We start from the raw sequence: 21,517 nt of genomic DNA on the forward strand, positions 1-21,517 counted from the left end.
GGGAGATGACCGTGACGGCCACAGCTCCATCGGCTGCCGACGAACGGCTGGGCAAGCCCAGGGCGATGGATCAGCTGATCAAACGCCCGGAGATCGGCGCCATGCTCGGCGCACTGCTGGTGTTCCTGTTCTTCTCCGTGGTCACCGAGCAGTTCCTGAGCGTGGGTGGTGCTGCCACCTGGCTGGACGACGCCTCCATGCTCGGCATCATGGCGGTCGCGGTGGCGATGCTCATGATCGGTGGCGAGTTCGACCTGTCCGCCGGTGTCATGACCGCGTCCACCGCGCTCGTCACGGCTCTCCTCGCCACCCAGCTGGGACTCAACGTCTGGCTGGCGTTGCTGGTGTCGCTCGCCTTCGCACTGGCGGTGGGCGCGCTGAACGGCTGGCTCGTGATGCGCACGGGCCTGCCGAGCTTCATCGTGACGCTGGGCAGCTTCCTCGCGTTGCAGGGCCTCAACCTCGGCGTCACGCGCCTGGTGACGGGCAGTGTGCAGGTGTCGGGCATGCGCGAGGCCGCCGGGTACGAGTCGGCGGGGTTCCTGTTCGCCTCGACGTTCCAGATCGGCGGCGTCAGCTTCTACGTGTCGATCATCTGGTGGGTCCTGTTCACCGTCGTCGCGTCGACCCTGTTGATGCGCACCAAGTTCGGCAACTGGATCTTCGCGATCGGTGGTGCCGCGCAGAGTTCGCGCGCGGTCGGTGTGCCGGTCGTGCGGTCGAAGATCCTGCTGTTCATGACGACGGCGTTCGCCGCGTGGCTCGTGGGCTCGATCAACATCCTGCGGTACGCGAGCGTGCAGGCGAACCAGGGCATCGGCCTCGAGTTCCAGTACATCATCGCGGCGGTGATCGGTGGCTGTCTGCTCACCGGTGGCTTCGGTTCCGCGGTGGGTGCGGCGATCGGCGCGCTGATCTTCGGCATGGCCCGGCAGGGCATCGTCTACGCGGGCTGGAACAGCGACTGGTTCCAGCTGTTCCTCGGCGTGATGCTGCTGGCCGCCGTGCTGGTGAACAACATGCTGCGCCGCCGAGCGGAAAGGGTCCGGCGATGACGTCACTCATCGAGACCGAGAACATCGGCAAGACCTACGGCAGCGTCATCGCGCTCAGCGATGTGTCCACTGTGGTCAACGCGGGTGAGGTCACCTGCGTGCTCGGCGACAACGGCGCCGGCAAGTCGACCCTGATCAAGATCCTGGCCGGTGTCCATCAGCACGACCAGGGCTCGTTCAAGGTCGAAGGCGAGGAGATCCGCTTCTCGTCGCCCCGCGAGGCCCTGGACCACGGCATCGCGACCGTGTACCAGGACCTCGCGGTGGTGCCGCTGATGTCGGTGTGGCGCAACTTCTTCCTCGGCTCGGAGCCGACGACGAAGTTTGGCTTCCTGGACCGCAGGAAGGGCAAGGAGATCACCAGGAAGGCGTTGTCCGACATGGGCATCGACCTGCGGGACGTGGAGCAGCCGGTCGGCACGCTGTCCGGTGGCGAACGGCAGTGCGTCGCCATCGCCCGCGCGGTGCACTTCGGCGCCAAGGTGCTGATCCTGGACGAGCCGACGGCCGCGCTGGGCGTGAAGCAGGCCGGAGTGGTGCTGAAGTACGTGGCCCAGGCGCGTGATCGCGGCCTCGGCGTCGTGCTGATCACCCACAACCCGCACCACGCCTACCCGGTCGGCAACCGGTTCCTGCTGCTCAAGCGCGGCCGTGCGCTGGGCAGCTACGAGAAGTCCGAGATCGACATCGGTGAGCTGACCCGGCAGATGGCCGGCGGCGCCGAACTGGAGGCGCTGGAGCACGAGCTGCGGGGTGTCGAGGCGTGACGTCGCTGGAAGTGCTGACCGTCGGCCGGGTCGGGGTCGACCTCTACCCGGAGCAGTCCGGGGTGCCGCTGGCCCAGGTCAGCACCTTCGCCAAGTCGCTCGGCGGGACCGCGACCAACGTCGCGGTCGCCGCCGCGCGGCTCGGCCGTCGCACCGGCGTGCTGACGAAGGTCGGCCCGGACGGGTTCGGCACCTACGTTCGTGAGGCGCTGGAAGGCTTCGGGGTGTCGTCGAAGTACGTCGGCACCTCGCCCGACCTCCTGACCCCGGTGGTGTTCTGCGAGCTCAACCCGCCCGCGGACCCGCCGCTGCTGTTCTACCGGCTGCCGATCGCGCCGGATCTGACGCTGGGCGAGGACGACGTGCCGTGGCCGCTCGTGCGCGAGGTCCCGCTGTTGTGGGTGACGGGCACGGGCGTTTCCGCCGAGCCTGCCCGCGGTTCGCAGCGGATGATGCTGGCGAACCGGGCCCGCAGCGGGCACACCGTGCTGGACCTGGACTACCGGCCGATGTTCTGGCCGGACGTCGAGACCGCGCGCGCCGAGATCAGCTGGATGCTCGACCACGTGACGGTCGCCGTGGGCAACCGGACCGAGTGCGAGATCGCGGTCGGCACGTCCGACCCGGACGAGGCCGCTGATCGGCTGCTGGCGCGCGGAATCTCGTTGGCACTGGTCAAAAAGGGCGCCGAGGGGGTTCTCGTGGCCACGCCCGAAGGTCGTTGGACGGTCGAGCCGAACCCGGTCGAGGTGGTGTGCGGGCTCGGCGCCGGTGACGCGTTCGGTGGGTCCCTGGTGCACGGCCTGCTGTCCGGCTGGGACCCGGTGAAGATCGCCCGCTACGCCAACGCGGCGGGCGCGATCGTGGCGTCCCGGCTGGCGTGCGCCGACGCGATGCCCGACCAGAAAGAGATCGAGGAACTGTTGTGATCACCGACGGCCAGTGGCGCGAACTGTTGTGGCGGCGGGCCGAGGATCCTGGCGCGATCCGACGGGCCTACCAGTCGCGCAAGCGACGGAACTCGTTGCTGAACGGCAAGTCCACGTTGTTCCTCGTCGCGGCGGACCACCCTGCGCGTGGTGCGCTCGGCGTCGGCGGCGATCCGATGGCGATGGCGGACCGGCGCTCGCTGCTGGCCCGATTGCTGACAGCGTTGGCGAATCCCGACGTCGACGGTGTGCTCGGCACGCCGGACGTGATCGAGGACCTCCTTCTGCTGGACGGCCTGAACGAGCGCGTGGTCATCGGCTCGATGAACCGTGGTGGCCTCGCCGGCGCGGACTGGGAGATCGACGACAGGTTCACCGCCTACGACGCGTCGTCCATCGCGAAGTTCGGGCTCGACGGCGGCAAGATGCTGCTGCGCCTGGTCGACTCGGACCCCGGCACGATCCCGACGCTGGAAGGCTGCGCGCGAGCCGTCACGGAACTCGCCGAGCACGGCCTGATGGCGATGGTCGAACCGTTGCCGTACAAGCGCGATCACAACGACAAACTGGTGCTGCAGAAGGATTCCGCCGCTCTCTCCCGCGCCTCGGCCGTGGCTGCCGGCCTGGGGTCGACCTCCGCGTACACCTGGCTGAAGCTGCCCGCGCCGGACCAACCGGAGATCGTGCTGGACACCACCGCGTTGCCCGCCCTGGTGCTCGGCGGTATGCCGTCCGCGAACCCCCAGGACGACCTCGCGTCATGGGGCCGATCACTGGGCCACCCGACCGTGCGCGGCCTGGTCATCGGCCGGGCGTTGCTCTACCCGCCGGACGGCGATGTCGCCGCCGCCGTCGCCGCTGCCGCCGAAATCCTCCGTACCGCGAAGGGGGCCACGGAATGACCTGGCACCGTCCACACGGGACTCTCTCGACCGACTCCGACGTCATCGCGCTGACCCCGGAGGACGCGGGCTGGGCTTACACCGGCCTGCGCGTGCTGCGGATCGAGGCCGGCGGGTCGCGGACCGTCGAGACCGGCGAGTTCGAGGCGTTCGTGCTGCCACTGGCCGGATCCCTGTCGGTAGAGGTGGGCGACTCCAGGTTCGAACTGCAGGGCCGCGATTCCGTCTTCACCCGCGTCACGGACTTCGCCTACGTCCCGCGAGACGAGACGGTCCGTCTCGTCTCGGTGGAGGGCTGTGAGGTCGCACTGCCGACGGCGCGTTGCGAGAAGAAGCTGGCGCCCAAGTACGGCCCGGCGGACGGCGTTCCCGTCGAGGTGCGCGGCTCCGGCAACGCGACCCGCCAGGTCACGAACTTCGGCGTGCCGGGCGTGTGGGACCACGCGGACAAGCTCAACGCGTGCGAGCTGATCACCCCGGACGGCAACTGGTCCTCGTACCCGCCGCACAAGCACGACGAGTCCGAGCCGTGCGAAGTGAACAACGAGGAGATCTACTACTTCCGCATCGCCGACCGCGACGGCGTGACACCGTCTCGCACCGGCTTCGGTTTCCACCGCACGTACACCGACGACGGCACGGTCGACGAGGACGTGACCGTGCGGGACGGCGACGTCTTCCTGATCCCGCGCGGCTACCACGGCCCGTGCGTCGCGGCGCCGGGATATCCCATGTACTACCTGAACATCCTGGCCGGTCCGGGTTCCGAGCGCTCGATGGCGTTCTGCGACGACCCGGCCCACACCTGGATCCGCGACAGCTGGGCGACGCAGGAACTCGATCCCCGTTGCCCGGTCACGACTGCTGAGGGGCGCGTCAAGTGAAGCTCACGACCGCGCAGGCGCTGGTCCGCTGGATGCTGGCCCAGCGGACCGAACTCTTCGACGGCACCGTCGCGCCGCTGTTCCCCGGCGTGTTCGCGATCTTCGGCCACGGCAACGTCCTCGGTCTCGGCAACGCCCTGGAGGAGGTCCGCGACCGCATCCCGGTGTGGCGCGGCCACAACGAGCAGGGCATGGCACTGGCCGCCGTCGGCATCGGCAAGGCCACCCACCGCCGCCAGGTGGGCGTCGCCACGTCGTCGATCGGTCCCGGCGCCCTGAACATGGTCACCGCGGCCGGCGTGGCCCACGCCAACCGCCTGCCCCTGCTGCTCCTGCCGGGCGACACCTTCACCGGCCGCGCCCCGGACCCCGTTCTCCAGCAGGTCGAGCACTTCCACGACCCGACCGCGACGGTCAACGACGCGTTCCGCGCGGTCAGCCGCTACTTCGACCGGATCACCCGCCCCGAACAGCTGCTCTCCACGTTGCCGCAGGTGGCACGCGTCCTGACCGACCCAGCCGACTGCGGCCCGGTGACGCTGGCGCTGCCGCAGGACGTCCAGGCCGAGTCGTACGACTTCCCCGACGCGCTGTTCGCCCCCGTGGTCCACCGCCCGCTGCGCCAGCGCCCGGACCTGTTCGCCCTGGCCGAAGCCGCGTCCGCAATCCGCGGCGCTTCCCGTCCCCTGCTCGTCGTGGGCGGCGGCGTCCGCTACTCGGGCGCGGCAGGCCGGGCCCTGCGCTTCGCCGAACAGCACAACATCCCGGTCGTCGAAACGACGGCGGGCCGAACGCTGATCCCGCACGACCACCCGCTGCACGCCGGCCCGCTGGGCATCACCGGCTCGACGTCGGCCAACGTCCTGGCCGGCGAGGCGGACCTGGTCATCGCCGTGGGCACCCGCCTGCAGGACTTCACCACCGCGTCCTGGACCGTCTTCTCCCCGGACGCCCGCCTGCTCTCCCTGAACGCGGCCCGCTTCGACGCCGTGAAGCACGGCTCGTTCGCCCTGGTCGCCGACGCCGACGAGGGCCTGCGCGAACTGACCGACGTCCTGGCCTCCTGGCAGGCCCCGGCGGACTGGGCCGGTCGTGCCCAGACCGAACGCGCGAAGTGGGACGCCCACATCACCTCGCTGCGCACGCCGTCGACCGCTCTTCCGACGTACGCCCAGGTGGTCGGCGTCGTGAACGACGTCAGCGAGCCCACCGACTACGTCATGACGGCGTCCGGCGGCCTCCCCGGCGAGCTGATCGGCGGCTGGCGAGCCACCGGTGAGTCCACAATGGACGTCGAGTACGGCTTCTCCTGCATGGGCTACGAACTGGCCGGCGCCTGGGGAGCCGCGATCGCGCACACCCAGGGCGTCGTCACCACGCTGCTCGGCGACGGCTCGTACCTGATGCTGAACTCCGAACTCTTCTCGGCGGCCTTCGCCGGCCACGGCTTCGTGGCCGTCGTCTGCGACAACGACGGCTACGCCGTGATCCACCGCCTGCAGACGGGTCAGGGTGGCGCGGGCTTCAACAACCTCTACGCCGACTGCACGACCGGCCACCCCGAACCCCCGCGCACCGACTTCGCCGCCCACGCCTCGGCGATGGGCTGCGCGGTCTTCCCCGTCGACTCGCTGGCCGGCCTCGAAGGCGCCTACCGCAAGGCCCGGGAGGTCGCGGTTGCCGAGAAACGCCCGGCCGTCGTCGTGATCCGCACGCACCCGTCGTCGTGGACCGAGGCCGGGGCCTGGTGGGAGGTCGGTGTGCCGGAGGTCTCACACCGGTCCGAAATCGCCCAGGCCCGCGAGGAAGTGCTGGAAGGCAAGGCCAAGCAGGTCCGTTATCTGAGCTGAACTCCAACAGCGGATACCGCCGGACAGCCGCTATCACGAGGATGACTCTCCGTGAGCAAGCGGATGTTCAGGCTCGGCGCGGTCGCCCTGGTAGTGCTCGGTGTCGCCCTGCTGGTGCCGCAGACCGCTCCACGATCGACGTCACTGCTGCTGTTGGGCGGGGTGCTGGTCCTCGCGGGCGGTGCGCTGGGCTGGCATCAGGTCAGGGATGGCCAGGTCATCGACCGGTACCGCCGCGCCGTGGAACACCTCGGCAGCGACCAGGCCGAAGTCAGGCTCGGCGGGCTGCACGCGCTGGCACAGATCGCGAAGGACTCGGCGCGGAGCCGGCAGCTCGTGGACGACACCATCGGGGACTTCCTGCGCGAGCGATCTCCCTGGACGGACGCGCCGGACCCGGTCGTCAGGAGCCCGGTGCCGGACGTCGAGACAGCTCTGGCGATCCTCATCCGGCGGCCTGGTGCGGCGATCGACCTGTCCCACGTCGATCTGTGCGGCGCCGACCTGGGGAAGCAGGAGCTCGCGGGAGCGGTGATCCGCCGGGCCAACCTCGCCGGCGCACGGCTGCTCGGAACCTGCCTGGACGACTGCGTCCTCGATGGCACGGACCTCCGCGACGCGGACCTGCGGGGAGCCTCCCTGCGCAAGGCCTCCCTGCGGGTCGCCTGCCTCGAAGGCGCCGACCTCCGTGCCGCCGACCTCACGGACGCGGACCTGCGTGGCGCCGACATGCGCGCCGTCAACCTGGACAAGGCCGTCCTGACCGGGGCTCGCGTCAACCGCGGGACGCTGTGGCCTCCGGACTTCACCCCAGCCCGTGTCTCTGCGTCGCTGTTCAGTGACTGAGATGCCTCACATCCGGGAACAACACGCCGACCCGCGCCCCTTGAACGATTCGTAGCCCAACGAACGTTCGAGGGAGCTTTTCGTGAGCCTGTTGTTCTCCCCGCTGACCCTGCGCTCGGTCACGCTGCCCAACCGCATCGCGGTCAGCCCGATGTGCCAGTACTCGGTGACGAAGGAAGACGGCGTGCCGACCGATTGGCACCTCGTCCACCTCGGCTCCCGCGCTGTCGGTGGCGCCGGCCTCGTCATGGCCGAGGCGACGGCGGTCGAGCCGCGCGGCCGGATCTCGCCGCAGGACACCGGCATCTGGAACGACGAGCAGGTCGAGGCCTGGAAGCCCATCACGAGGTTCATCAAGGACCACGGCTCGGTGCCGGCCATCCAGCTCGCGCACGCCGGGCGCAAGGCGATCGGTGACTGGGTGCCGGTGGCGCCCACGACCGAGCCGTTCCCCGGCGGCAACCAGCCGGAGAAGCTGACGAACACCACGCAGATCGTCAAGGCGTTCGTCGACGGGGCGCTGCGGGCGATCGAGGCCGGTTTCGAGGTCCTGGAGGTCCACGCGGCCCACGGCTACCTGCTGCACGAGTTCTACTCGCCGCTCACGAACGAGGGCAGCATCGAAGAACGCATCGCCCTGCCCGTCGAGGTCACCGCCGCCGTGAGGGCAGCGGTCGGCCCGGAGGTGCCCGTGATCGTGAGGATCAGCGGCACCGACTGGGTCGACAACGGCTGGACTGCCGACGACAGCGTTGTGCTGGCACAGGCGCTCAAGGCCGCGGGTGCGGACCTGATCGACGTGTCCAGCGGTGGCAACACCGCGCAGGCGGACATCCCGATCGGGCCCGGCTACCAGGTGCCGCTCGCCGAAGCTGTGCGACGCAAGGCAGACGTGCCCACGGGTGCAGTCGGCCTGATCACCGAGGCGACTCAGGCCGAACAGATCCTGACGGACGGTTCCGCCGACCTGGTCCTGCTCGCGCGTGAACTGCTCCGCGACCCGTACTGGCCGCTGCATGCGGCACAGCAGCTGGGTGTGGAGATCCACGCGCCGAAGCAGTACGCCAGGGCGTTCTGAAAGAGCCCTCAGAGTTCAAGGGCTGGGCGCCGGGGTGACCGGCCGCCCAACCCTTGAACTCCGAAGGCTGAATTCAGCGACGGTAATCGTCGTAATCGTCGTACGGGTCGTCGTGTGGCTCATCGCCACCACTACTCCCGTTCGGCGACCTTTCATCAGTCGACAGCTCGCGCTGCAACGCAGCGAAGTCGGTCTCATGAGAGCTGTATTTGAGCTCCCTGGCGACCTTCGTCTGCTTGGCCTTAGCTCGGCCGCGCCCCATGGCTCGACCCCCTCGCACAGGGACGGGGGCGGCCGGGGGAACGGCGGCCCCACTCGTCTCGACAACTGATTCCTGGTAACTACCGTACCGTGCCGATGGGGTTCCTCGCGACGCGGTAGGCGTGACACGTACCGCCAAATCTCGCGGCCCCCCTCGCGTGGAAGGATGCACACGTGCCAAGACCGTTCGTCGCCTACCTAAGGGTGTACGAACCGTTATCGGTGTTGGACGCAAAGCTAGCTTCCAAGGTCGCAAAAGCCCTGGAAGCGGGCCCTGTCCCCCGGTCGGAGGTAGGAGACCGGGAACGAGAGCTGTGGTTGCGATCACAGTTGGGACAAAAGCTCCTCCCGGGCGAGTCGTCCGACGTGATGACGATCAGTCCGGCCGAGGTTCCGACCTCCGAAGCCGCCCGTGTCGGCCCGGGCCCACTCGTCTGTCCGCTCGACCTCAGGGCCCGTTCCGCCGCCGCTCTGGTGGGCTTCCTGGCCTCCGCGCCGCCGATCCTGCAGGACGAGGCCCTCAGCCTCTCGTCGGAAACGGTCCGGTCGCGCGCGTCCGCTGTGATGGCCGAACTCTCCGCAGGCGCGGTCCACGTGATTTCCACGACCTGGACGATCCCGCTGCCGTGGTTCGTCCTCGTCGACCCCGCCCAGCGCCGCGTGGTGCTGGCCAGCGCCCAGGACGACCCGGAGCGCCAGGTGTCGTGGCGCGTGGCCATGGCCGACGCCAGGCGGCGGATCGCGCGGGCGCTCAAGGTCGTGAAGCGTTCGCTGGGCGACGACGGGCCGGCCAAGGTCCTCGCCGATACGGGCCGCTGGCTCGAGCACTTCCACCCGCACTCGGCCGTCGAGCTCGACTACGGCGGCCTCGTTCAGCTGCTGGGTGACAAAGACCTGCTCGAAGACACCTCGGCGGCCGACGTGAACGCCATCGTGGACGCCCTCGAAGCGGACGACGCCGAGGAGGTCGCGCTGCGCTACGAGACGCTGCGTGAGTTCTGGGGCGAACTGGCCCGCAGGGAACGCCACGGCTGAAGCAGCACCCGCGCGGCCACGGCGGCCACCGCCGCCAGCAGCATCGCCGCAGGCCACGCCACGTGCACCGCGACGAAGCTCGCGACGAACGGGGTCACCGCCGCGCTCAGGTAGTTCGCCGAGTTCTGCATGGCGATCGCGGTGGCGCTGCGGCCCTCCGGCGCGAGCTCACCGGCCTCGGTGACCGCCAGCCCGTTCCAGCACAGCGCGCACAGCGAGGTCGGCACCAGTACCGCGATCAGCAACGGCAATGGCGCCTGGTCCAGTGCCGCGACCAGCACGAATCCGCTCGCGGTGAGCACGGAGACGATCTTCAGCGGCCCGATCCGGCTGCGCGCCCGGTCCGACCAGACGCCGACCGCCAGCCGTCCGGCCCCGCCGAGCAACTGCGCCACGGCGAAGACGGCCGCTGCCGCCGTCACGCTCATGCCGCGGTGCCCGTGCAGGAGCGGCACCAGCAGGGCCGTGGCGGTGAACTGGGGCACCACGAGCAGCCCACTGGCGAGCGAGAGCCGCAGCAACCGGGGGTCCCTGAGCACCAGGCCGTGATCAGTGCCCGCCCGGATCGCGCCGGGCGGTTCCCGGACCAGCAGGGCCACCGCCAGCGCCACGAACGCCGTCACACCGGCGAGCACGACGAACGCCGTGGGGATCCCGGCCGAGATCGCGATCCCGGGCAGGACGGCTGCGGTGAGGGCCGCGCCGAGCGGGGTCGCCGTCTGCCGGACGCCCATGGCGAGGCCGCGCGACTCCCGGCTGAACCACGACATCACCGCACGGCCGCTGGCCGCGTTGACGCTCGCCCCGAACAGTCCGGTGCCGAGCAAGGCGAGACCGGCGATCCAGGCGTTGCCCAGCGCCACGGCGAGAAGGCAGCTTGCGGCACCTACGCCGCCGATGGTCATCACGAGCCGTTCGCCGCGTCGGTCCGCGACGACTCCCCATGGCACGAGAGCGATCATCGTGCCGAGGTTGACCGCACCGAGAAGCAGCCCGACCTGGGGCAACGTGAGGGAGAAGTGCTGCTGGAGCTGCGGGCTGATCGCGGGCAGGCCGAGGAAGACGGCCGCGTTCGTGCCCTGCGCCAAAGCCCCGACAGACAGCACGACCCAGCGATACCCCATGAGGGCACGCTAGGTCTGCTGCTCAGAAAGTGGAACGTTCGTCTTATCTCTTGGGACGGTGGTGGTGTCCGCGCTCGGCAGCCAGCAGCTCGTCCACCGACGCACTCCCGCGCTGGTAGCGCGAAGCGATCTCGGCGTTGAGCATGTCCACGACCACCTGCACCTCGCGCCGCCGCACCGACACGGACGCCTCTTCCGAGATGAGCGTCTCCAGCACGTCGCCGAGGCGATCGTCGGTCAACGAACTCACGTCGGAGAGGTCCACGTCGGAGATGAGCGCCTCGACGTGCCGATGGTGTGCATCAGCACGTGACGGCTCATGGGTCTGATACCGGCCGAGACCGGTCGCGGGACCCACGGCGTTCGTGGAGAGGATGGTGGCAAGCTGCTCGACCACGGCCGAGCCGCCCGAGCTGCGGCGCTCTTGTTCCGCACGCACGATGTCGATCCGCGCGTGCAACAACCGCCGCAGGTAGGACAGATCTGTCTCTTCCTGCGCAGCCTCGTCGCGGAGTTCGCGCACCTCGACGAGCGGGCGCTGCTCGACGCCCTCCGTGTAGTCGGGGGCGAGCACCCTGTCGATTCGGCGGCGCCCGCCAGGACGCACCTCGATCACGTGTCCATCCTGCGGTAGATCCTCCTCACCCGCCAACACATCCCATGCACCAAACTTGTCTCAAATGTGCACACCCAGCAGCTTTCGCGCCTCATCCGGGGTCAAAGCGGGTCGCTGGGCGATCTTGGAGAGACCTGCGGCACGTGCCACGAGCTGTGCGTTGTCCCGCACCGGCACCCCCCGCGAGTAGCTGATGGTGTCTTCCATACCCACTCGGAGATGGCCACCCGCACCCAAAGCGGTGAACATCACGGGCAGGGTCGTCCGGCCGATGCCGGTGGCGGAGAACGTCGCTCCGTCCGGCAGAGCGTTGACGGCCGCGACCAGCGTCGCCGCGTCGCCGGGCATCCCGCCGGGCACGCCCATCACGAAGTCGACGTGCACATGCCCGCCCGCGGGCAGACCGTGCTGGTCCAGCAGGCGCTTCAACGACGCGAGCTGCCCGATGTCGAAGATCTCGTACTCCGGGACGATCGAGCGCTCCTGCATGCCCTTGTGCAGGGAGACGATGAACTCCCAGCGGTTCATGAACACGTCGTCACCGAAGTTGACCGTGCCCATCGTGCAGGACGCCGAGTCCGGCATCGCCTCGAGCACGCGCAGCCGGTCCGACTCGGGGTCGCGCACCGACCCGCCCGTCGAGAGCTGCACGACGAGGCTGGTCTCGGAGCGCAGCGCTTCGACGGTGGCCTTCAACCGGCCGAGGTCCAGCGACGGCTTCGCGTCCTCGCCACGGATGTGGACGTGGATCATCGCCGCGCCGACCTGCTCGCAGCTCTGCGCCGTCTTGACCAGCTCTTCCAGGGTGACCGGAAGCTGCGGGACGTCGGCTTTCGCGTGCTCCGCTCCGGTAGGAGCGACAGTGATCAGCGTGCCCAGGGACATGTACCGGGACTTTAGGGGCTCATCCCCTCAAGTTGCGAACAGCTTCCCGGCCCAGACCGGGCGTGTCCGCAGGCACCGAGTCCGGGTCGATCCGTGCCGGAACCTCCCGTTCGGGAGCGCCTGCGATGAGCTCGGCCTCGACCGGCACAGACCGCTTGACCAGCGCCAACGCGATCGCGCCGAGTTCGTGGTGCAGGGCCACGGTGCCCACCCGGCCGACCACTCGCCCGTCCAGCGTCACCGGGTCACCGGTCTCCGGCTGGGCGTCGGCAGAACCATCCAGGTGGAGTAGGAGCATCCGCCTGGGCGGGCGTCCCACGTTGTGGACCTTCGCGACCGTCTCCTGGCCCCGGTAGCACCCCTTGTTCAGGTGCACGGCCGGGTCGATCAGGCCGACCTCGTGCGGGATCGTGCGTTCGTCGGTGTCGATGCCCTGCCGGGCGCGCAGCGACTCGACCCGCAGCGCCTCGAACGCGTAGCTGCCCGCCGGGCGCGCCCCCGCGTCGGTGATCCGCTGCCACCAGCCGGCGAGCTCGGCGCGCGGGACCAGCAGGTCGACCGCGTCCCGGCCCGGCCACGACGCCCTGCGCACGAAGCCCTCGCCGAGCGCGGCGACGTCCGACGGCATCGGGATGCCGAGCTTCTCCAGCAGCGTGGGGGTCTCCGGCCCGGTGATCGTCAGCAGCGCGAACTCCGCCGTGGCGTCGCGCGGCTCCACCTTGGACCAGAAGACCATCCTCTTCAGGTACGTCAGCAGGTCGTCGACCTTCTCGACGTCGAGGAACACCGTGCCGCCGACGTTCGCGACGACCATGTGGTGCTCCAGGCGGCCCTGGGCGTCGAGGATCAGCGCCTCGGTCGCCGTGCCCTCACCGAGCTGCTCGAAGTGCTGGCTCGTGAGCTGGTGCAGCCACTTGAGCCTGTCCTCGCCAGGGATCGCGATGACACCGCGGTTCGAACGGTCGACCACGACCACCGAACGGGCGGCGGAGCGCTGTTCGGCGAACGGGTCGCCGTAGTGCCAGGCGACGCCGGCATCCGTCGAATCGTCGGGCGGCGGGACGGCTCCTGGGAGGGTCACTCGATCTCCTGCTCCTGCTTCAAACAGTCGCGGCATGTGCCGGACAGGGCGAGATGGCTTGCATCAAGTTCGAACCCGTCGCGCTCCCGCAATGTTCCGACCAACGGGTCGAGAAGCTCACACGGGATTTCCTGGATCGAACCGCACACGTGGCACACGAGGTGTACGTGCTGGTGATCTTCGACCGAGTAGCTCGGCGCACCGTGGCCAAGGTGCGTGTGCCGAACCAGTCCGAGCCGGTCGAGAAGATCGAGCGTGCGGTAGATGGTGGTGATGTTGACCGTCGGCGCCGTCTCCTGGACGCGCTGACAGATCTGCTCGGGTGTCGCGTGTTCCAGCGACCTGACCGCGTCCAGCACGAGCTGACGCTGCGGCGTCATCCTCATACCGCGGTCGTGCAGCGTTTTGCGCAGGCCTCTTGCGGTCTCCACACCACCGATGTTAGTAGGCTCGCTCCATGCGCGTGCTGGCACTGCTCGACGGAACCCTCGCTGACCCCGACTCGCCGCAGATCCGCGTCGAGGACCTCGGACTCATGCGCGGCGATGGCGTGTTCGAAACGATCCTCGTGGTCGACGGGAAGCCCCGCGAACTCACGCCCCACCTCGACCGGCTCGACCGGTCCGCGGCCATGCTCGACATGCAGCCTCCTCCGCGTGCGGAGTTCGAGCGCGCGGTCGATCTCGTCATCGGCAACTGGACCGGCGGCCAGGAGTTCGCCCTCAAGCTCGTCTACACCCGCGGCGTCGAGGGCGGCGACGGCACGCCCACCGGGTTCGCGCTCGGCATGGAGATCGGCGCGAAGGTGCTCAAGCAGCGCGTCGAGGGCCTGTCGGCGGTGACCCTGGACCGCGGCATCGACGCGAACCTCGCCGACCGCGCGCCGTGGCTGCTGCTGGGCGCGAAGTCGCTGTCGTACGCGATCAACATGGCCGCGCTGCGCGAGGCCGAGCGCCGCGGTGCCGCCGAGGTCGTCTTCACGACGTCCGACGGTTCGGTGCTCGAAGGCCCGACCTCGACGCTGATCCTCGTGCGCGGCAAGACCCTGGTCACGCCGCCGTCGAAGCTCGGCATTCTGCCCGGCACCACGCAGTACGCGTTGTTCCGCGCCGCCGAGCGCGCCGGCTGGACCGTGCTCGTGGAGCCGATCCAGACCGGCGAGCTCTACGACGCCGAGGGCGTGTTCCTCGCGTCCAGCGTCCGCAAGATCACGCGGGTGACCGTGCTGGACGGCAAGCAGCTGCCCGACTCGTCGGCCCTGCTGACCGAGCTGCAGGGCCTGTACGAGTCGGAATACTGATTTTCTAGCGGAGTCCGGCGTCGACCGCGGCCATCAACGGGCCGCGGTCACCCGACATCTCCCAGAACATCGCGCCCAGCAGGTTCTTCGACTTCAGCCACGCGGTCTTCTTCTGGATCGACCACACGTCGTCGAAGGTCCACCACTGATTGCCGGTGTAGCAGGACGTCGCCACGGCGACCTCGTCGTGGAAGACGGTGCAGTTCGGCACGGACGCGACGAGGTTGGCGTACCCGCGCGTGCCCGACTCCTCCGGGAACTGGCCGGGAGCCGCACCTCCCGCGGTCTGCCACTCGCCGTTCTTGCCGCCGTTGACCACGTTCTGCCAGCCGCGGCCGTAGAACGCGAGTCCGAGCGTGATCTTGCGTGACGGCACTCCCGCGTCGAGGTAGGCCTGGACGGTGCTCTCGACGCTGAACTTGGTCGTGTACGGGTCGTCCGGGTCCGGGTAGAGGTTGCCCTGGTGGCCGGTCCGGTTGGGCTCCCACGAGTTGTCGCTGCCGGAGCCGTGGAAGTCGTAGCCCTGGACGTTGAAGATGTCCATCGACTGCGCGACCCGCCCGAGCTCCCAGCCCGCCTCGATCTTGGCGGGGTCGGCCGGGGTGAACGCGGTGAGCTGGTAGCGCTTGCCCGTGGTGGTGCTGTACGCGTCCATCTGCCGGCGGAACTCCTCGATCAACAGCGTGTTGTTGACCTTGTCCTGCGGGCCGAAGTGGTTGCCCGCGTGGCCTTCCGCGCCCGGCCACTCCCAGTCGAGGTCGAAGCCGTCGAAGATGTTCGCTGCGGTGCCGGGGCCGCCGGCGCCGTTGTACACGGGCAGGTTGCCCTTGAGGTAGACGTCGATGCACGACGCCACGAACTTCTTGCGCGCCGCGTCCGTCGCCGCGACGTCCGAGAAGTACTTGGAGTACGTCCAGCCGCCGAGCGAGATCAGCACCTTGAGGTTCGGGTGCTTCGCCTTGAGCTTCTTGAGCTGGTTGTAGTTGCCGCGCAACGGTTCCCAGCCGCTGTCCGCGACACCGTCGACGGACTGGGCGGCGCTCATCGGCCTGCTGTAGTCGGCTTCCGCGTCACCCGCGCCGTCGCCCTGGTTCGGGTCCTGCGGGTTCGGGCTCGTGCCCTTCGTGACGCCGTGCAGGCACGTCAGGTTGACGGGATCGATGTTGCCGAACGCGTAGTTGACGTGGGTCATCTTCGCGGCGTCCATGTCCTTCACGAAGTACTGGCGTCCGTAGATGCCCCACTGCACGAAGTACCCGACACGGGCGTATCCGCCGACGATGTCACCAGTGCGCTCGTTCAGCGCGTTGCTCGCGGCGGAGACGTTGTCGTAGAGGTCTCGTGCTTTGACGGTGAAGGTGTAGTTCGTGGACGGCGACAGGCCGCTGACGACCGCTGTGGTGCCGGAGACCGTCGTCTTCACGGTCGTGCCCACGTAGACGTCGTAGTTCGCGGCCCCGCTGTTGTCCGTGGAGGCGTTCCACGCCAGCGTGACGCTGCCGGCGTCCTTCGCCGTCGACCGCAGGTTGCCCGGCGCGGTCGGGGGCGTGGTGTCGTTGGCGGGGTTGTTGGTGGTGACGCTCAGCGCGGTGCTTTGGGCGCTTTGAGTTCCCTTGGTGTCCTTGGCCCGCACCGTGAAGGAGTACGCGGTGTTCGGGCTCAGGCCGGTGATGATCGTCGACGTGGTGGTGGAGCTACCGGCGAGGCTTGAACCGTTGTAGACGTCGTAGCCGGCGATCGGCAGCGAGCCGGGCGTGGAGGCGTTCCACTGCAGGCTCACCGTCCGCGTGGTCTTCGTCGGTGACGCGAGACCTGTTGGCGTGCTTGGCGGAGTGTCCGCGCTGCCGTCGCAGTTGGCGTTGTTGATCCGGCACGTCACCGGGTCGACGTTCTGGCTGATCGAGAACGCCGGACTGTACGGCTCGGTGGATCCCCCGGCCGCCACCGTCTTGTTGTAGTGCGCAGGGGTGACGGTGACCTGGTTGCCGTTCTGGGAGATCGTGCCGTTCTGGCCGTTGCTCACCGTCACACCGCTGGGCAGCGTGAAGGAGATCGACCAGTCGGAGACGGCCGCGGCGGAGTGGTTGCGAACGACGAACTTCGCCGCGCCACCGGCCACCGAGTACTCGGCGGTCAGCCCGGTCGGCGCCGGCGGCGGGGTGCCGGTGCCGTCACACGCCATGTTGTTGATCGTGCAGGCGGTCGGGTCGGCCGCAGCGCTCAGCGTGAACACGGGGCTGTACGGCTCGGTGTTGCGCCCCGGCGGGAGGTTGTTGATGTAGAAGGCAGGAGTGAGCGTCACTCTCGTGCCGTTCTGGGTGATCGTCGCGTTCTGCGGGGCGCTGGCCGTGACACCGGCCGGCAGGTCGAACTTGACCGACCACCCGTTGAGCGCGGTCGTGCTCGCGTTGGCGACGACGAACTTGGCACTCGTGCCGGTGCGGGAGAAGGTCGCGGTGATGTCAGTGGCGGCCTGTGCAGGGACCGCCAAAGCTAATACCGCGAGGAGAACTGCTAGCAGGGCAGGGATCCGGCGCATGCGGAACTCCAGATTGGTAGAGATTCCGCGGCGGCTGCCAGTTACGGTATTTGGTCTGGACCACTCCGTCAACGGCGTGGCCGCTCAGTCGATCGGGCGGAACCTGACCTCGGTACCCGGCCGCGCCTGCCCGAGAAAACGCAGGTAATCGTTGTCCACCACGCCGATAACAGGGTAACCACCCGTCGTCGGATGATCATTCAGGAAGACCACGGGCTGCCCGTCCGGCGGCACCTGCACCGCGCCGGTGATCATCCCCTCGCTGGGAATCTCCCCGTCACGACGATTCAGCTTGGTTCCGTTGAGCCGCGCACCCACTCGGTTGCTGCGGTCCGACACCGTCCAGGATCCCTGCCGCAGCTGGGTTTCCGCGTCGTCGAACCAGTCGTCCCGCGGCCCGAGCCGAATCGGGATGACCAACGTTTGCAGCGCATGGTGTGGCGGCACCACATCGGCACCTTCGGGAGGGTTCGGCGTCCCAAGATGCAGGACGTCGTTGGCCCGCAACGGTTCTGGACCGATTCCGGAGAGCAGGTCGGTCGAGCGGCTGCCGAGTTCCTCGTCGACCTCGATGCCGCCGGACAGCGCGAGGTAGTTGCGCAGACCGGTCTGCGGCGTACCGATCTCCAGGACCTCGTCCTGCTTCAGGTGGACCGGGTGGTGCGAGTCGGTGAGCCTGCCGTCGATTCGGACCTCGGTGGGCGGCCCGGTGACGGCGACCGTGCAGCTCGCGTTGGCCTTGAGCGCGAGACCGCCGAGCAGGAGCTCCAGTCCGGCCGTGTTTTCGGGGTTGCCGACGAGGCGGTTGGCGAGCTTGAGCGAGTCCTGGTCCAGCGCACCCGACGGAGGCACGCCCAGGTGCGCGTTGCCGGGCCTGCCGAGGTCCTCGACCAACGCCTGCGGACCGGTCCTGATGATCGTGACGCTGCGCTTCATGCGACCACGAACCTGACCTGGTCACCCGGCTGCAGCAGCGCGGGGGTCTCGGCCTTGGCGTCGAACAGCGTTGTCTCGGTGCGGCCGATCAGCCGCCAGCCGCCCGGTGTCGGCCTGGGGTAGGCGGCGGTGAACTCGCCCGCGATGCCGACCGAGCCTTGCGGGACCTTGGTCCGCGGCGAGTCGAGCCTGGGTTGCTGGAGTGCTTCCGGGAGGCCGGTCAGGTAGCCGAAGCCTGGGGCGAAGCCGCAGAACGCGACTTCGTAGGTGGCGGTTGTGTGGAGTCGCACTACCTCGTCCGGGGTGGTGCCGGCTGTTTCGGCGACGAGGGCGAGGTCCGGGCCGTCGTAGATGACGGGGATGGTGATCTCGCGTGAGTGTTTTGCGGGAGTCTTGGTCAGGTCGATGGTTTTCAGCGTTTCCCTGACCTGGGTCAGCGCGCCCTTGACCAGGACTGTTCGTGCGGCTGGGACCAGCTCCTCGATGCCGTCGAGGTTTTCGAGGGCTGCTCGGACGGCCGTTACCTCGCTCAGTGAGTCGACCTCGATGAGGAGCGCGTCGGTTCCGCAGCGCCGCAGCAGCATGGATCCATGTTACGGGGAATCGTGGGATTGTTGAACAATCCGACACGCGAATTGTTCAACAATCCAGCGGTCCGATCCGGGCCTGCGGTCCGGTGGGCCACGATCCCGCAGGCGCCGCGGTCCGGCGATCCGCTCCGGCAGGCCCGCGATCCGGCAAGGCTTCGGCCGGTATCCGGCAGGCGCGATCAGGGCGGGGCGCGATCCGCAGGCCGCGATCCGGCGGCCCAGGTGCCAGGGAATGTCCAGTGCTGTTGTTGGATCGTTGAACGATCCGACAAGGCGCTCGCTGGATTGTTCAACGATCCTGCGATGCTCACGTGGGATTGTTCAACGATCCAACGTCCAACGATCCGGGCTAAGCCGACGATCCGAGCTAAGCCGACGACCTGAGCTAGCCGACGACGCGCTTCAGGTGCGCCGACGCGTGCGGCTGCATGTCCTGGCCCATCATGGCGCGCTCCTCGACATACGCGAGGTCGCCGTTCACCACGCCGTACAGGCGCTGCGAAGCCTTGACGTCCTTGGCCGTGGCGGAGCGGATGACCGCGTCCGTCTCGAACTCCCAGGAAGTCTGCGTGCGCACCTTGCCGTAGTACAGCTCGACGATGCCCGTGTTGTGCGTCAGCAGGAACTCGATCGTGTCGTCTTCCTGCGGGCGCCAGAAGCCCTGTTCTCTCGCCGCCGGGCGGATGACCTCGCCCGCCTCGTTCAACAGCCACGACCTCGCCTCGTAGACGAGGAACGGCCGGCCGTCGTGGGCGAACGTGATCTGCTGGCCGAAGCGGAACGGGCCGTCGATCGTCGGGTAGACGATCTCGCCCTCGCCTCGCCACACGCCCACCAGCGGGAGGACGCTCAGGAGAGCGTCGTTCAGGTTCGCGCCCTCGCGCAGGTTCGCCGTGTCGCCCGGGACGGGCATGTCGTCGAACTGGGGAAGGTTGCGCGCCCTCGTGGCGGCTGCTCGTTCCTCGGCCAGGCGGATGGCCTCGTCGCCGCTGGTCATCGCTGGTCGGAGTAGAGGCGGTAGACGACGTAGCCGGCGAACCACATTACGGCGATCGTCACTAGCACCAGGAGTCCGGTGAAGATGTGTTCCACGGTGGAGAGGATATCTCGCTGGTGGTGACGTGCTGGGTTGTGGTGGTGGAGGACACCGGGGGCTGCGCCCTTGCCCCGCCTTTGGGCGTGCGCGTCGGTTGGGTGGGTCGTCCCCCGGTTTCGTTGGCGGGCGGCGGTTTCGTGTTCGTGGGTGGTCACCGTGCTGGGGGATGTTCCGGCTGATTCCTGGGGCTCCGCCCCAGACCCCGCCAATCTGATCCAAAGCCGGGGGTCCACGCCGTGCGCGGGTTGATGGCACGCCTGTTGCGTTGGGCGGAGGCGCGTTGCGTAGATGGTTGCGTTGGTGGGGTGGCTTCGTCACGAGCCGAGCCAAGAGCGGGCCATGCAGCAAGAGCTATGGCACGACTCGTGACGAAGCCACCCCACCCAGAACGCACGGTAAGGACTGCTCGCCTGCGGCATCGCGGGTGAGATGCGTGCTCATGAGCGTGCGCTCGGACTGCTTGCCTGCGGCTTCGCGGGAGGGCGCCCCGAGGCGCGTGGACGTGCCGGGATGCCGAAGGCCCGGCGGTGTGACACCGCCGGGCCTTCGGTTGTACCAACCGGGTCTGGTGACCTGTGGGTCTAGGCGACCGCGATCTGCACCGCGTGCACGCCGGGGCCCGAGGCCGACACGTCGGCCTGGCCGTTGCCGGTGCGGTGCAGGGCGCGGACGGTCCAGCTGCCCGGTGCCGCGAAGAAGCGGAAGTCGCCCTCCGGGGAGGTGACCACCTCTGCCGTGAACTCGCCTGTCGAGTCGAGCAGGCGGACGAAGGCGCCGCCTACCGGGGTGCCCTCTGAGACGACCTTGCCTTCGAGCACGGTTTCGGTGGTGCCCGCTTCGATCGTGCCGCCCTGAGTGGGGGCGCCGCAGCCGTTGGACATGATGATCAGGCCTCCTTGCCGGAACCGAGTTCGATCGGCACGCCGATGAGCGAGCCGTACTCCGTCCAAGAACCGTCGTAGTTCTTGACGTCTTCGTGGCCGAGCAGCTCGCGCAGGGCGAACCAGGTGTGCGAGGAGCGCTCGCCGATGCGGCAGTACGCGATGGTCTTGCGGCTGCCGTCGAAGCCCGCCTCGGCGTAGAGCTCGCGGAGGTCGTCGTCGGACTTGAAGGTGCCGTCCTCGTTGGCCGCCTTGGACCACGGGACGTTCACGGCGGACGGGATGTGGCCGCCGCGCTGGGCCTGCTCCTGCGGGAGGTGGGCCGGGGCGAGGAGCTTGCCGGAGAACTCGTCGGGGGAGCGCACGTCGACGAGGTTCTTGTTGCCGATGGAGTCGACGACCTCGTCGCGGAAGGCGCGGATCGACAGGTCCTGCTCCTGGGCCTGGTAGGAGGTCGCCTCGCGGGTGACCTCGTCCTTGTCCAGGGGGCGGCCGTCGAGTTCCCACTTCTTGCGGCCGCCGTCGAGGAGCTTGACGTTGGTGTGGCCGTAGAGCTTGAAGTACCAGTACGCGTAGGCCGCGAACCAGTTGTTGTTGCCGCCGTAGAGGACGACGGTGTCGTCGTTGGAGATGCCCTTGGCCGAGAGCAGCTTCTCGAAGCCCTCGCGGTCGACGAAGTCGCGGCGGACCGGGTCCTGGAGGTCGTTCTTCCAGTCGATCTTCACGGCTCCGGGGATGTGTCCGCCGTCGTACGCGGTGGTGTCCTCGTCGACCTCCGCGAACACGACGCCGGGCGCCTGGAGGTTCTCTTCGGACCAGGCGGCCGAGACCAGCACGTTCTCACGGCTCATGGGAAGTTGCT

General features: G+C 68.8%; 22 protein-coding genes. 10 read left to right on the forward strand and 12 right to left on the reverse strand.

All coding sequences use genetic code 11. The features are described from left to right. The first annotated feature begins 5 nt into the window (after window positions 1-5). From IG04_RS0118075 to IG04_RS0118110, 8 genes are all read left to right on the forward strand, one after another. Window positions 6-1,055 carry an ABC transporter permease gene (locus IG04_RS0118075; protein ID WP_030477837.1) on the forward strand — a complete coding sequence of 350 codons (1,050 nt, stop codon included), beginning with the start codon at window positions 6-8 and terminating at the stop codon, window positions 1,053-1,055. Then, on the forward strand, window positions 1,052-1,822 hold the full coding sequence (locus IG04_RS0118080) for an ATP-binding cassette domain-containing protein (protein WP_030477838.1): 771 nt from the start codon (window positions 1,052-1,054) through the stop codon (window positions 1,820-1,822). The genes IG04_RS0118075 and IG04_RS0118080 overlap by 4 nt, the downstream gene beginning before the upstream one ends. Next, window positions 1,819-2,751, forward strand: coding sequence for a 5-dehydro-2-deoxygluconokinase (gene iolC, locus IG04_RS0118085; protein ID WP_030477839.1), 933 nt, complete (start codon window positions 1,819-1,821; stop codon window positions 2,749-2,751). Before IG04_RS0118080 ends, iolC begins: the two co-directional genes overlap by 4 nt. After that, window positions 2,748-3,653 carry a Cgl0159 family (beta/alpha)8-fold protein gene (locus IG04_RS0118090; RefSeq protein ID WP_030477840.1) on the forward strand — a complete coding sequence of 302 codons (906 nt, stop codon included), beginning with the start codon at window positions 2,748-2,750 and terminating at the stop codon, window positions 3,651-3,653. Before iolC ends, IG04_RS0118090 begins: the two co-directional genes overlap by 4 nt. Beyond that, on the forward strand, window positions 3,650-4,537 hold the full coding sequence (gene iolB / locus IG04_RS0118095; protein ID WP_030477841.1) for a 5-deoxy-glucuronate isomerase: 888 nt from the start codon (window positions 3,650-3,652) through the stop codon (window positions 4,535-4,537). The genes IG04_RS0118090 and iolB overlap by 4 nt, the downstream gene beginning before the upstream one ends. Then, window positions 4,534-6,387 (forward strand): 3D-(3,5/4)-trihydroxycyclohexane-1,2-dione acylhydrolase (decyclizing), encoded by a 1,854-nt coding sequence (gene iolD / locus IG04_RS0118100; RefSeq protein WP_030477842.1) that lies wholly within the window; start codon window positions 4,534-4,536, stop codon window positions 6,385-6,387. The genes iolB and iolD overlap by 4 nt, the downstream gene beginning before the upstream one ends. Window positions 6,388-6,438: 51 nt before the next feature. Next, a complete protein-coding gene (locus tag IG04_RS44070) occupies window positions 6,439-7,233 on the forward strand; it encodes a pentapeptide repeat-containing protein (RefSeq protein ID WP_051770139.1) in 795 nt (264 codons plus the stop codon). An 82-nt stretch (window positions 7,234-7,315) separates the two neighbouring features. Next, window positions 7,316-8,311 carry an NADH:flavin oxidoreductase/NADH oxidase gene (locus IG04_RS0118110; protein WP_030477844.1) on the forward strand — a complete coding sequence of 332 codons (996 nt, stop codon included), beginning with the start codon at window positions 7,316-7,318 and terminating at the stop codon, window positions 8,309-8,311. Between the two features lie 73 nt (window positions 8,312-8,384). Here the strand turns inward: IG04_RS0118110 and IG04_RS0118115 are convergent, their stop codons facing one another. Further along, window positions 8,385-8,573 (reverse strand): DUF3073 domain-containing protein, encoded by a 189-nt coding sequence (locus IG04_RS0118115; RefSeq protein ID WP_030477845.1) that lies wholly within the window; start codon window positions 8,571-8,573, stop codon window positions 8,385-8,387. Window positions 8,574-8,746: 173 nt separating this feature from the next. Here IG04_RS0118115 and IG04_RS0118120 point away from each other — a divergent pair, with 173 nt between their 5' ends. After that, the gene (locus IG04_RS0118120) at window positions 8,747-9,607 is read left to right on the forward strand and encodes a DUF8083 family protein (protein WP_030477846.1); all 861 of its coding nucleotides are present in this window, start codon (window positions 8,747-8,749) and stop codon (window positions 9,605-9,607) included. Here the strand turns inward: IG04_RS0118120 and IG04_RS0118125 are convergent. Genes IG04_RS0118125 through IG04_RS0118145 form a run of 5 tightly spaced genes read right to left on the reverse strand, consistent with a single transcriptional unit; the run spans window position 9,550 to window position 13,699 of the window. Then, window positions 9,550-10,731, reverse strand: a complete 1,182-nt coding sequence (locus IG04_RS0118125) for an MFS transporter (protein ID WP_051770141.1) — start codon at window positions 10,729-10,731, stop codon at window positions 9,550-9,552. The two genes, IG04_RS0118120 and IG04_RS0118125, sit on opposite strands and share 58 nt — an antisense overlap. Window positions 10,732-10,774: 43 nt before the next feature. After that, entirely contained in the window at window positions 10,775-11,347 is a 573-nt protein-coding gene (locus tag IG04_RS0118130; RefSeq protein ID WP_030477848.1) for an RsiG family protein, read from the reverse strand. Between the two features lie 60 nt (window positions 11,348-11,407). After that, window positions 11,408-12,232 (reverse strand): beta-keto acid cleavage family enzyme, encoded by an 825-nt coding sequence (locus IG04_RS0118135; RefSeq protein ID WP_030477849.1) that lies wholly within the window; start codon window positions 12,230-12,232, stop codon window positions 11,408-11,410. A 19-nt stretch (window positions 12,233-12,251) separates the two neighbouring features. Then, window positions 12,252-13,313: a CAF17-like 4Fe-4S cluster assembly/insertion protein YgfZ gene (ygfZ, locus tag IG04_RS0118140; protein WP_030477850.1), complete on the reverse strand. Its 1,062-nt coding sequence runs from the start codon at window positions 13,311-13,313 to the stop codon at window positions 12,252-12,254. Beyond that, on the reverse strand, window positions 13,310-13,699 hold the full coding sequence (locus tag IG04_RS0118145) for a Fur family transcriptional regulator (RefSeq protein ID WP_051770146.1): 390 nt from the start codon (window positions 13,697-13,699) through the stop codon (window positions 13,310-13,312). Before IG04_RS0118145 ends, ygfZ begins: the two co-directional genes overlap by 4 nt. Before the next feature lie 71 nt (window positions 13,700-13,770). Here IG04_RS0118145 and IG04_RS0118150 point away from each other — a divergent pair, with 71 nt between their 5' ends. Beyond that, entirely contained in the window at window positions 13,771-14,613 is an 843-nt protein-coding gene (locus tag IG04_RS0118150; protein ID WP_030477852.1) for an aminodeoxychorismate lyase, read from the forward strand. Window positions 14,614-14,617: 4 nt separating this feature from the next. On the opposite strand, the gene IG04_RS0118155 is transcribed toward IG04_RS0118150, so the two are convergent. From IG04_RS0118155 to IG04_RS0118185, 6 genes are all read right to left on the reverse strand, one after another. Next, entirely contained in the window at window positions 14,618-17,104 is a 2,487-nt protein-coding gene (locus IG04_RS0118155) for a glycosyl hydrolase family 18 protein (protein WP_420843971.1), read from the reverse strand. A gap of 132 nt (window positions 17,105-17,236) precedes the next feature. Further along, entirely contained in the window at window positions 17,237-18,088 is an 852-nt protein-coding gene (locus tag IG04_RS0118160; protein ID WP_030477854.1) for a 5-oxoprolinase subunit C family protein, read from the reverse strand. Further along, the gene (gene pxpB, locus IG04_RS0118165; RefSeq protein WP_030477855.1) at window positions 18,085-18,672 is read right to left on the reverse strand and encodes a 5-oxoprolinase subunit PxpB; all 588 of its coding nucleotides are present in this window, start codon (window positions 18,670-18,672) and stop codon (window positions 18,085-18,087) included. Before pxpB ends, IG04_RS0118160 begins: the two co-directional genes overlap by 4 nt. Window positions 18,673-19,063: 391 nt before the next feature. After that, window positions 19,064-19,675 carry a heme-binding beta-barrel domain-containing protein gene (locus tag IG04_RS0118170; protein ID WP_030477856.1) on the reverse strand — a complete coding sequence of 204 codons (612 nt, stop codon included), beginning with the start codon at window positions 19,673-19,675 and terminating at the stop codon, window positions 19,064-19,066. Window positions 19,676-20,355: 680 nt separating this feature from the next. Next, window positions 20,356-20,655, reverse strand: a complete 300-nt coding sequence (locus IG04_RS0118180) for a DUF1416 domain-containing protein (RefSeq protein ID WP_030477857.1) — start codon at window positions 20,653-20,655, stop codon at window positions 20,356-20,358. A 5-nt stretch (window positions 20,656-20,660) separates the two neighbouring features. After that, window positions 20,661-21,506 (reverse strand): sulfurtransferase, encoded by an 846-nt coding sequence (locus IG04_RS0118185; RefSeq protein ID WP_030477858.1) that lies wholly within the window; start codon window positions 21,504-21,506, stop codon window positions 20,661-20,663. Window positions 21,507-21,517: the final 11 nt, after the last annotated feature.

It is taken from the genome of Lentzea albidocapillata (genome assembly GCF_000719115.1).
Taxonomy (GTDB): Bacteria; Actinomycetota; Actinomycetes; order Mycobacteriales; family Pseudonocardiaceae; genus Lentzea; species Lentzea albidocapillata.

Bases quoted from the DNA above. Each gene is read 5' to 3' on its own strand.
- iolB (WP_030477841.1), top strand. From the start codon at position 3,650: ATGACCTGGCACCGTCCACACGGGACTCTCTCGACCGACTCCGACGTC.
- IG04_RS0118170 (WP_030477856.1), bottom strand. From the start codon at position 19,675: ATGACCAGCGGCGACGAGGCCATCCGCCTGGCCGAGGAACGAGCAGCC.
- IG04_RS0118115 (WP_030477845.1), bottom strand. From the start codon at position 8,573: ATGGGGCGCGGCCGAGCTAAGGCCAAGCAGACGAAGGTCGCCAGGGAG.
- IG04_RS0118160 (WP_030477854.1), bottom strand. From the start codon at position 18,088: ATGAAGCGCAGCGTCACGATCATCAGGACCGGTCCGCAGGCGTTGGTC.
- pxpB (WP_030477855.1), bottom strand. From the start codon at position 18,672: ATGCTGCTGCGGCGCTGCGGAACCGACGCGCTCCTCATCGAGGTCGAC.
- IG04_RS0118150 (WP_030477852.1), top strand. From the start codon at position 13,771: ATGCGCGTGCTGGCACTGCTCGACGGAACCCTCGCTGACCCCGACTCG.
- IG04_RS0118080 (WP_030477838.1), top strand. From the start codon at position 1,052: ATGACGTCACTCATCGAGACCGAGAACATCGGCAAGACCTACGGCAGC.
- IG04_RS0118075 (WP_030477837.1), top strand. From the start codon at position 6: ATGACCGTGACGGCCACAGCTCCATCGGCTGCCGACGAACGGCTGGGC.
- IG04_RS0118180 (WP_030477857.1), bottom strand. From the start codon at position 20,655: ATGTCCAACGGCTGCGGCGCCCCCACTCAGGGCGGCACGATCGAAGCG.
- IG04_RS0118135 (WP_030477849.1), bottom strand. From the start codon at position 12,232: ATGTCCCTGGGCACGCTGATCACTGTCGCTCCTACCGGAGCGGAGCAC.
- IG04_RS0118125 (WP_051770141.1), bottom strand. From the start codon at position 10,731: ATGGGGTATCGCTGGGTCGTGCTGTCTGTCGGGGCTTTGGCGCAGGGC.
- IG04_RS0118145 (WP_051770146.1), bottom strand. From the start codon at position 13,699: ATGAGGATGACGCCGCAGCGTCAGCTCGTGCTGGACGCGGTCAGGTCG.
- IG04_RS0118185 (WP_030477858.1), bottom strand. From the start codon at position 21,506: ATGAGCCGTGAGAACGTGCTGGTCTCGGCCGCCTGGTCCGAAGAGAAC.